This is a genomic window from Streptomyces sp. ISL-100, assembly GCF_018614615.1.
Lineage (GTDB): Bacteria > Actinomycetota > Actinomycetes > Streptomycetales > Streptomycetaceae > Streptomyces.
This window is the reverse complement of record NZ_JAGGOK010000093.1, coordinates 1-9772: the sequence shown is the minus strand read 5'-3', so window position 1 is coordinate 9772 and position 9772 is coordinate 1. Positions and strand designations below refer to the sequence as shown.

Genomic DNA, 9772 nt, shown 5'->3' with positions numbered 1-9772 from the left:
CCCCCAGCCCCCAACCGAACGCCCCCGCCCTCCTCTGGTACGACAAGCCCGCCACCAGCTGGGAGCGGGAAGCCCTGCCCATCGGAAATGGCGCCATGGGTGCCAAGGTCTTCGGTGGTGTGGCCCAGGACCGGCTCCAGCTCAACGAGAAGTCCTTGTGGACCGACGGCCCCGGCAGCAAAGAGGGTTACGACCACGGCAGCTGGCCGCAGCCGCGGCCCGGGGTCATCGCCGACGTACAGAAGATCATCGACGAGAAGGGGGCGATGGACCCCGACGAAGTGTCCCGGCGGCTCGGGAATCCGACGTACGCGACCGTCGGCAAAGTCCCCGGCTTCGGCGACTACCAGAACTTCGGCGATCTCTTCTTCGACATGTCCGGCGCCCCCACCTCGCCCGTCGGCTACCGCCGCGGCCTCGACATAGCCGACGCCGTCGCCACCGTCTCGTACAGCGACGGCCAAACCCGCTTCACCCGCGAGTACTTCGCCAGCCACCCCGCCGGCGTCATCGCCGGACGCGTCTTCACCGACCAGCCGGGCAAAGTGTCGTTCACGCTGAGCTTCGAAAGCGCGCAGGCCGGCGCCTCCGTGACCGCGAAGGACGGTCGGCTCCTCATCCGTGGCGCCCTCGCCGACAACGGGCTGCGGTACGAAGGGCAAGCGCAGGTCCTCACCTCCGGCGGAACTCGTACCGATGGTGGCAACGGACGGATCACCGTCACCGGCGCGGACAGTGCCACGTTCGTTTTCTGCGCCGGGACGGACTACGCCGCCGGCGCCACCTATCCGCGCTACCGGGGCGACGATCCACACGCGCGTGTCACCGCTGCCGTCGACCGGGCCGTGGAGCAGTCGTACAGCGAGCTGCGGAAGGTCCACGTGGCCGACCACCGCGCTCTGTTCGACCGAGTACGGCTGGACATTGGGCAGCATGCCGAAGTGCCCACCGACCAGTTGCTCAGTTCCTACACCGGTGGTGCCTCGTCCGCCGACCGTGCGCTGGAAGCGCTCTTCTTCGCGTACGGGCGCTACCTGCTCATCGCCTCCTCACGGCCCGGCTCCCTCCCCGCCAACCTCCAGGGCGTCTGGAACAACTCCAACACCCCGCCCTGGAACGCCGACTACCACACCAACATCAACGTCCAGATGAACTACTGGCCCGCCGAGCCCGCCAACCTCGCCGAAACCGCTCGGCCCTACCACGACTTCATCGACGACCTCCGGGCGCCGGGGCGCCGCACCGCGCAGTCGATGTTCGGTACGGACAGCGGGTGGGTGGTGCATCAGAACACCAACCCGTTCGGCTACACCGGCGTACACGACTGGTCCACCTCTTTCTGGATGCCGGAGGCCAACGGCTGGCTCGTCCAGCAGCTGTACGAGCGCTACCTCTTCAGCCGGGACAGGGACTTCCTGCGGGAGCACGCCTATCCCGCGATGAGAGAGGCCGCCGGGTTCTGGCTGGCGAACCTCCACACCGACCCGCGCGACGGCAAGCTCGTCGTGTCGCCCAGCTACTCGCCCGAGCACGGCGACTTCACCGCAGGCGCCTCCATATCCCAGCAGATCGTGCACGACCTGCTGGTGAATGTCGTCGAGGCGAGCGAAGTCCTCGGTTCGGGTTCCGGTTCCGGTTTCGGTTTCGATAAGGAGTTTTGTACAAAGGTCAAGGACGCCCTGACCCGCCTCGACCCCGGACTGCGCATCGGCTCATGGGGACAGCTCCAGGAGTGGAAGACCGACCTCGACAGTCGTACCAACACCCACCGGCACGTCTCCCACCTCTTCGCGCTGCACCCGGGACGCCAGATCGAGGCAGGTTCGGCGTACGCCGACGCCGCGCGCGTGTCGCTCACGGCGCGTGGCGACGGTGGCACCGGGTGGCCGAAGGCCTGGAAGATCAACTTCTGGGCGCGGCTGCGTGATGGTGACCACGCCGCCAAAATGCTCGCCGAGCAGTTGAAGTCCTCTACTCTGCCGAATCTTTGGGACACCCATCCGCCGTTCCAGATCGACGGCAACTTCGGGGCCACGTCCGGGATCGTCGAGATGCTGCTTCAGAGCCACACACGACGTTGTGGATGTGGATGTGGATGTGGGTGTGGGTGCGGACGCGGCTGCCGTCGTCGACGTGCTGCCCGCCCTGCCCTCCTCCTGGGCCGAGCGGGGTTCGTACGACGGGCTGCGCGCCCGTGGCGACTTCACCGTCGGCGTGGACTGGCGGCAGGGCGCCGCCACGGAGATCCGGATCGCGTCGGGCAGCGGCGTGACCGCCAAGCTGCGCAGTCCGCTCTTCGCGGGTCCCAGCCCCGGCCCATTCCGCGTCGTACGAGGGGTAGGAGGGGACGAGGGCGACGCGAAGCCCGCCGCCCACACGGTGCAGGACGGGGTGCTCACCCTGCCGACTCGCGCGGGCGAGCGCTACCGGATCGTCGCCCAGGCGGCGGTGACCGTCGAACTCCCCGGGACCCTCGAACCGGGCGCCGCCGTGACGGCGACCGCGACGCTGAGCGCCGTCGGCGGCAAGACCCTGTCCACCGCCCGGCTTTCGCTCGGCCTGCCTGACGGGGGGCTTGGGTGGGCGGTCACTCCCGCGACGGTGAAGGTACCGCCGTTGAAGCCGGGCGAGTCCGCAGCGGCTGAGTTCACGCTCACTCCGCCTCCAGCCGGCGCGGGCCGGTTCACCGTCCGCGCGACCGCCCGTACCTCCGACTGGTCGGTCTCGGCCACGCGCAAGGTGCTGGTCTTCGACCCGCCGGAGGTCGGGGCGCGGGTCCGGGACGACACCACGCGCGGGGACTGGAAGGGTGTGTACGGCGGAGATGGCTGGGAGCTGCCCGGCTTCGGGCGTAAGAACCCCGAGGGCGTCGTACTGGACACCGCGCAGGCCGGCGGCACCTGGACCTGGAACGGCAACAGCACCGAGGCCCGCGCGCTCCAGCACCCCACCGAGGCCGGGCGGCGCATCCTGCCGTCCTGGTACGGGGACACGGTCTCCTTCACCGTCGACACGGGTGCGAACGCCAAGGCCAAGCGCGTCGCTCTGTATCTGGTGGACGGCGACGGGGCGGCCGGCGGGCACCCGCGCGACGAGGAGGTGAGCGTGTCCGATGCGGCCGGGACGGTGTACGACACCTTCCGCACCGGTCACTTCGACCAGGGGTTCTGGGTCGCGTGGACGGTCAAGGGGCGGGTCACGATCACGCTCAGGAAGGTGACCGGAGCGAACGCCGGCGCCAGCGGCATCTTCATCGGCTGACCCGTCAGCCCGGCCGACCCGGCAGCCCGGCTGACCCTGCGGACTCGGCTGATCCGGCAGCCAGCCCCGCCAGCCCCGCCGACGCAAGTCACCCCGCCCGGACCGCCTCCGTCTCCGTCTCCGCCTCCGCCGCCGCCTCCACCCCCGGCGGGACCAGAGTCCGGTCCGGGATGTGGGACGTGTCGCGTCGCGCCAGCAGCCAGTACAGCAGCGCCGGTACGGCCAGGCCCACCACCCACGAGATGTCCGCGCCGCCCAGCGGCGCGACCAGCGGTCCGGTGTAGAAGTGCGTGACCAGGAAGGGGAGCTGGACGAGGATGCCCACGCCGTACACCGTCAGGGCGTCCCAGCGCCACGCGCCGTAACGGCCGTCCGGGTCGGACAGGGCCGGGATGTCGTAGCGCTCCCGCGAGATGAGGTAGTAGTCGACCAGGTTGATCGCCGACCATGGGGTGAAGAAGGCCAGGAGGAAGAGCAAGAAGTCCTTGAAGGACGTCAGGAAGGTGTCCTTGCCGAGGAGCGCCACCGCCGTGCCCGCCAGCATGATTGCCGCGATGTACGCCGCCCTGCCGCGCGGCGAGAGCACCCGCCGGCCGCGGAAGCCGCTGATGCTGGTCACCATCGACATGAAGCCGCCGTACGTGTTGAGCACGTTGATCGTCAGCTTGCCGAGCGCGATCACGAAGTAGAGGAACGACGCGATCAGGCCGGTGCCGCCGAGCGCCACGACGTAACTCACCTGGCCGGCCAGGAACGCCTCCCCGGCCGTGGCCGCGACCAGTACGCCGAAGGTCATCGACCACTGCGAGCCGATCGCCGTCCCGCCGAGCGTCCACCAGAAGGTGGCGCGGCCGCTCGTCGTACGCGGGAGGTAGCGGGAGTAGTCGGCGACGTACGGGCCGAACGCGAGCTGCCAGGACGCGGACAGCGACACCGCCAGCAGGAACATCGGGAGGTCGAAGCCGGCGCGGTCCGACAGCACCGCGCCCAGGTCTATGCGCTCCAGCAGGCGCACGCCCAGGTACACGAACGCCAGCGCGCAGATGACGCTCGCCACCCGCCCGAGCGCGTGGATGACGCGGTAGCCGATGGCCGCCATCACGGCGGTGACGGCCGCGAAGATCACGATGCCCGCCGTGTCGCCGAGGTGGGTCAGCTCGCCGACCGCCTGGCCCGCAGGAGCGCGCCCTGGTACTCGGGGAGCAGGTCGATGTCGCCGCCCTTGAGAGCGGGGATGAGGATTTCGCGGGTGCCGAGGTTCGGGCGGACCGTCGTTTTGATCCCTGCCGCGCCGAGTACGGCGGCATATAGATAGCCGAGGATCTGGTTCTCGGTGAAGTTGGCGGTGCCGATGGTGATGCCGTCGGCGCTGGAGCCGCCACCCCCGGCGCCGGCGCTGCCCTCGCCTTCGAGGGAGGTGATGCCGCTGCTGCACGCGGCGAGGGCGGGGATGGTGGCGGCGGCGAAAAGGCCGCCGAGCAGGGTCCTGCGGTTCATGGGGGGCATGGGGGACATGGGGTGGATCTCCTCAGTGGGCTGCGGCGGAACGGCGGTGGCGGAAGAGCGCGCGCTGGAGTCCGGCAAGCGCCAGGTCGAGTACGACGGCGATGACGGCGACCAGCACCGCGCCCCCCAGCACCTGAACGAGGTCGCGCTGGGCGAGGCCGTCGAAGACGTACCGGCCCAGGCCGCCGAAGCTGACGTACGCCGCGATGGTGGCCGTGGCCACCACCTGGATGAGGGCCAGGCGCAGGCCGGTCATGATCAGGGGGAGGGCGAGCGGCAGCTCGACGTGGAAGAGGACTTGGTGGGCGCGCATGCCCTGGCCCCGGGCCGCGTCCTTCACGTCCGCGTCGACGGCGGTCATGCCCGCGTACGTGTTGGTGACGATGGCGGGGACCGCGAGGGCGACCAGCGCGACGTACACCGGGGTCATGGACAGGACGCTCGCCAGGAAGACGAGCACCACCAGGCCGACGGTGGGCAGCGCCCGGCCGAACGAGGAGAGGTTGATCGCCAGGAAGGCACCCCGGCCGGTGTGGCCGATGAGGAGGCCGACGGGCAGAGCGATCACGGCGGCGACGAAGGTGGCGATGAGGGAGTACTGGAGGTGCTCGGCGAGGCGGTGCGCGATGCCGTCGGGGCCTGCCCACTGCTCGCCGCTGGTCAGCCAGGTGCCGAGGTCCGAGAAGAGTTCGTACATGGGTCAGACCCTGCGCTTCCGTGTCCAAGGGGTGAGCACGTACTGGACCGCCACCAGCAGCGCGTCCGCGACCAGCGCGAGCAGGAGGGTGAGCGCGACGCCGGTGATTACGGGGGTGGGGAAGTTGCGCTGGAAGCCGTCGGTGAAGAGCTGGCCGAGTCCGCCGTCCCCGATGTACGTCGCGACGCTGACGAGGGAGATGGACATGACGGTCGCGATGCGTACGCCCGCCATGATCACCGGGAGCGCGAGCGGCAGCTCGACGGTGAGCAGGGTGCGCAGAGGGCGGGTGCCCATGGCCCTGGATGCCTCCCGGACCTTCACGGGTACGGCGTCCAGGCCCTCGACGGTGTTACGGAGCAGCACGACCAGCGTGTAGACCGTCAGGCCGACGACGGTGGTGGTGCGGGTGAGGCCGGTGACCGGGAGCAGCAGCACGAAGATCGCGATGGACGGGATCGTGAACAGGACGTTGGAGAGGCCGAGCAGCAGCCCGCGCAGGGGCCGGACGCGGTGGGCGACGACGGCCAGCGGGAGCGAGATCAGCAGGCCGAGCGCCACGGCGGTGAGGGCGGCCTGGAGGTGGGAGACGGTGAGGGCGGCGAGATCGCTCGCGTGGTCCGATATCCACGCCCACTCGACGGTCATGCGGTGCGCCTGACGGAATTGACGGAAGTGGTCGCGGTGGCGTGGGCCGTGCCCGCCCGGTCGTGGATCTCCTCGCGCGAGCTGACACCGGTGAGGACTCCGGCCGCGTCCACCCGCGCCACCAGGCCGCTGGGCGACGCCACCGACTCGTTGAGCGCCGACAGGAGGGAGTCTGCGTCGGACAGCGGTCGTACGGGCACCAGCGCGGCCTCGCCCGCCGTGCCGGACGCTGGGGCGACGGCCGTGTCAAGCCAGCCCAGCGGCTTGCCCTCGGGCGAGGTGACCAGTTGCCAGGCGGCCTGCGTGCCGCGCGCCGGCTTCTCGTCGGCCCGTACCGTCGTCGCCGCGACCTGCGGTACGCCGGCGAGGGAGGTCAGCGACAGCAGCTTCACGCCGCGCTCGGCGCCGAGGAAGTCGGCCACGAAGCTGTCGGCCGGGCGGGCCAGCAGCTCGGCGGGCGGGGCGCACTGGACGAGGTGGCCGCCGGTGCGGAAGACGGCTATGCGGTCGCCGAGGCGTACTGCTTCGTCGATGTCGTGCGTGACGAAGACGATGGTCTTGCTCAGCTCCTGCTGGAGGCGCAGCAGCTCGTCCTGAAGCTGCGTGCGTACGACAGGGTCGACCGCACCGAACGGCTCGTCCATCAGCAGTACGGGCGGGTCCGCCGCCAGCGCCCGCGCGACACCGACGCGCTGCTGCTGGCCGCCGGAGAGCTGGTGCGGGTAGCGCTTGCCGGCCTCGGGGGTGAGGCCGACGGTCTCCAGCAGCTCCGAGGCCCTGGCCCGCGCCTTCTTGCGGCCCCAGCCCAGCAGCAGCGGCACCGTGGCGATGTTGTCGAGGACGGTGCGATGGGGGAAGAGCCCGGACTGCTGGATGACGTACCCGATGCCGCGCCGCAGCTCGGCGGCGTCCGCTTCGAGGATGTCCTTGCCCGCGACCCGGATGGTGCCGGACGTCGGGTCCACCATGCGGTTGATCATGCGGAGGGTGGTCGTCTTGCCGCATCCGGACGAGCCGACCAGGACCGTGATGCCGCCTTCCGGCATCTCCAGGTTCAGGTCGTCCACCGCCGTTGTGCCGTTCGGGAACCGCTTGTGCACTGCGTCAAATTTGATCACCGGCCATCCCTTGCCGGGGCTGTATATGGTCATGCAGAGTTCTTGGTGTCTGAATAGATGTCAATGCTCTGAGGTAAATCACTGGTTACGGCCGACCGGTGGACGAGACGAGCTGTCCGAAAAGGAGGCGTTTGCGAATGAAGTCGTCCCACATGGTGGTCGTACTGGACGGACAGAGCCTCCCCGTCGCCGACGTCGTACGCCTCGCCGACGGCGCCGCGCGCCCCGTCCCCGGCACCGACGCCATGAAGCGCGTCGAGGTCTCCTGGCACGCCGCCCGCGAGCTCGCCGCATCCGGTCGCGTCTACGGCCGCTCCACCGGCGTCGGCGCCAACCGTTCCGAGGCCGTCCCCACCGAAGCCGCCGCAGACCACGGGCTGCGTCTGCTGCGCAGCCATGCCGGTGCGATCGGCGCCGCGCTGCCCGCCCGCGAAGTACGCGCGATGCTCGCCGTCCGCGCGAATCAGCTGCTCGCGGGCGGTGCGGGCCTGCGCCCCACCGTCGTGACGGCCCTGTGCGAGGCGCTGGAGTCGGGCGCGTACCCCGTCGTCAACGAATACGGCTCGGTAGGTACGGGCGACATCGCCGCCCTCTCCCAGGTCGGCCTCGCCCTGGCCGGCGAGCAGCCCTGGCTGGGCGCCGGTACGCCGCCTGAGGCGCAGCCCCTCGACAACAACGACGCCCTCGCCATGATCAGCAGCAACGCGCTCACCCTGGGCCAGGCCGCGCTCGCCCTCGACGAGCTGCGCCGCCTCATCACCGCCACCCAGGTGGTCGGCGCCCTCTCGCTCCTCGCGGTCGACGGCTCGTACGAGGCGTACGCCGAGCCCGTCCACGCGGCCCGCCCGCACCCCGGCTCGTACGCCGTCGCCGCCGTCATGCGCCGCCTGCTCGGCGCGCCCGAGCGGCCCACCCCACCACTGGGCCGCATCCAGGACCCGTACGGCTTCCGCTGTCTGCCGCAGATCCACGGGCCGGCGCAGGACGCGGCGGACCTGCTGGAGCGCACGCTGGCGGTCGAGATCAACGCGGCCGCCGAGAATCCCCTGATCTGCGCTACGACTTTGCCCAACAACAGCCCGGCGGCGTACCACCACGGCGGCTTCTACATGGCCCAACTCTCCCTGGCGCTGGACCACTTCAGGCTGGCGGTCACCCAGACCGCGCGCCTCTCCACCTCCCGCCTCTCCGCGCTCAACGAGCCCGGCTTCACGCGCCTGCGGCCCTTCCTCGCCGACGGTGAGCCGGCCAGTTCGGGCGTGATGATCCTGGAGTACGCCGCCGGGGCCGCCCTGGGTGACCTGCGCGCCCTCTCCGCCCCCGCGTCGCTCGGCCACGCCGTACTCTCGCGGGGCGTGGAGGAGCAGGCCAGTTTCGCGTCGCTGGCCGCGCGCCAGGCGCTGCGTGCGAGTGGCGCGTACCGGCACGTCGTGGGCTGCGAACTCGTCGCCGCCGTACGGGCGTTGCGCCAGCGCGGGCTGCGTCCCGGCCCGGAGCTGCCGGTCGGCCGCGCCTTCGCGCTCGCTGACGCGGTGCTCGATTCTGACCATGTGGACCGCCCGCTCACAGATGATGTGACTGCGGCGGCCGCGCTGCTCGACCAGTTCACGGACCTTTGAGGGGGATGGCATGAGCGACAGCCCTGCCGCACGTCTGCAGCAGCTCTTCGACGGGCATCGGCTCACGCCGACCCAGCGGCGTATCGCGCACTGCATGGTGCGCAAGGCCGCCGATGTGCCGTTCCTGTCGAGCGTCGAGCTCGCGGAGCTGGCCGGGGTCAGCCAGCCGTCCGTCACGCGTTTCGCGGTCGCGCTCGGCTTCGACGGCTACCCGGCCCTGCGCAAGCACCTGCGGGAGGTCGCGCCCACGGAGCCCTCGCGGGGCGAGGACGACTACAACGAGTACCAGCAGGCGGTCCTGGCGGAGATCGAGAACCTCAAGCACCTCGCGGAGCTGCTGGCCGACCCCCGCCCGGTCGAGGAGGCGGGCCGCATCCTGGCCGCTTCCAGCCCGCTGCCGGTGCTGGGCCTTCGTGCCGCCTCCTCCCAGGCGCGTGGCTTCGCGTACTTCGCGGCGAAGGTCCATCCCGACGTACGCCTCCTCGACGAGAGCGGTTCGATGCTCGCCGACCGCATCGACGGGGCGCGGCGGGCGGGTGCGAGCGCGCTGCTGTGCTTCGCGCTGCCGCGCCATCCCCGCGAGGTCGTGGACGCGCTGGCGTACGCGCGGGAGCAGGGGCTGACGGTGGTGACGGTCGCCGACTCCGCCTTCGCGCCGGTGGCCGGGCACAGCGACCTGCTGATCCCGGCGGCGGTCGGCACGGGCCTGGCCTTCGACACGGCGTGCGCGCCGATGCTGCTGGGGCGGGTGCTGCTGGAGGCGATGTGCGACGACCTGCCGGACGCGCAGGCGCGACTGGAGGAGTTCGACGCGAAGGCGGCGGCGCGGGGGCTGTTCGTGGAGTAGCCCCTGGTGCTCGGCCTTTGGCCCTGCGGGCGGCTTGTTCCCCGGCAGAGGGGCTCCATAGGAGTCAGCCGTTCAC

6 protein-coding genes and 4 pseudogenes are annotated in these 9772 nt (G+C 70.9%); 5 read left to right on the top strand and 5 right to left on the bottom strand.

Translation table 11 applies throughout. The features are described from left to right. Window positions 1–74 precede the first annotated feature (74 nt). The 3 genes and pseudogenes from J7E89_RS34500 to J7E89_RS34495 form a co-directional block, all read left to right on the top strand. Window positions 75–1997: pseudogene (locus J7E89_RS34500) on the top strand (glycoside hydrolase N-terminal domain-containing protein); the annotation flags it as partial. Window positions 1998–2079: 82 nt separating this feature from the next. Next, window positions 2080–2373, top strand: a pseudogene (locus J7E89_RS42530) (glycoside hydrolase family 95-like protein); the annotation flags it as partial. Window positions 2374–2490: 117 nt separating this feature from the next. Next, entirely contained in the window at window positions 2491–3261 is a 771-nt protein-coding gene (locus J7E89_RS34495; protein ID WP_308315697.1) for an NEW3 domain-containing protein, read from the top strand. A gap of 88 nt (window positions 3262–3349) precedes the next feature. Here J7E89_RS34495 and J7E89_RS34490 read toward each other — a convergent pair. The 5 genes and pseudogenes from J7E89_RS34490 to J7E89_RS34470 all read right to left on the bottom strand — a co-directional run. After that, window positions 3350–4450, bottom strand: a pseudogene (locus J7E89_RS34490) (cytosine permease); the annotation flags it as partial. After that, window positions 4438–4758, bottom strand: a pseudogene (locus J7E89_RS34485) (glycine betaine ABC transporter substrate-binding protein); the annotation flags it as partial. The pseudogenes J7E89_RS34485 and J7E89_RS34490, both read right to left, overlap by 13 nt. Window positions 4759–4789: 31 nt before the next feature. Beyond that, window positions 4790–5464, bottom strand: coding sequence for an ABC transporter permease (locus J7E89_RS34480; protein ID WP_214979413.1), 675 nt, complete (start codon window positions 5462–5464; stop codon window positions 4790–4792). Between the two features lie 3 nt (window positions 5465–5467). Next, window positions 5468–6112 (bottom strand): ABC transporter permease, encoded by a 645-nt coding sequence (locus tag J7E89_RS34475; protein ID WP_214979411.1) that lies wholly within the window; start codon window positions 6110–6112, stop codon window positions 5468–5470. After that, complete coding sequence (locus tag J7E89_RS34470) at window positions 6109–7263, bottom strand: ABC transporter ATP-binding protein (RefSeq protein ID WP_251061479.1); 1155 nt, start codon at window positions 7261–7263, stop codon at window positions 6109–6111. The genes J7E89_RS34475 and J7E89_RS34470 overlap by 4 nt, the downstream gene beginning before the upstream one ends. A gap of 104 nt (window positions 7264–7367) precedes the next feature. On the opposite strand from J7E89_RS34470, the gene J7E89_RS34465 reads away from it, so the two are divergent. Continuing rightward, the gene (locus J7E89_RS34465) at window positions 7368–8849 is read left to right on the top strand and encodes an aromatic amino acid ammonia-lyase (RefSeq protein ID WP_214979409.1); all 1482 of its coding nucleotides are present in this window, start codon (window positions 7368–7370) and stop codon (window positions 8847–8849) included. 10 nt (window positions 8850–8859) lie between these two features. Then, entirely contained in the window at window positions 8860–9696 is an 837-nt protein-coding gene (locus tag J7E89_RS34460; protein ID WP_214979407.1) for a MurR/RpiR family transcriptional regulator, read from the top strand. Window positions 9697–9772 lie beyond the last annotated feature (76 nt).

Excerpts from the sequence above, each read along its gene's own strand:
- J7E89_RS34475 (WP_214979411.1), bottom strand. The coding sequence starts at position 6,112 with ATGACCGTCGAGTGGGCGTGGATATCGGACCACGCGAGCGATCTCGCC.
- J7E89_RS34465 (WP_214979409.1), top strand. The coding sequence starts at position 7,368 with ATGAAGTCGTCCCACATGGTGGTCGTACTGGACGGACAGAGCCTCCCC.
- J7E89_RS34470 (WP_251061479.1), bottom strand. The coding sequence starts at position 7,263 with ATGACCATATACAGCCCCGGCAAGGGATGGCCGGTGATCAAATTTGAC.
- J7E89_RS34480 (WP_214979413.1), bottom strand. The coding sequence starts at position 5,464 with ATGTACGAACTCTTCTCGGACCTCGGCACCTGGCTGACCAGCGGCGAG.
- J7E89_RS34460 (WP_214979407.1), top strand. The coding sequence starts at position 8,860 with ATGAGCGACAGCCCTGCCGCACGTCTGCAGCAGCTCTTCGACGGGCAT.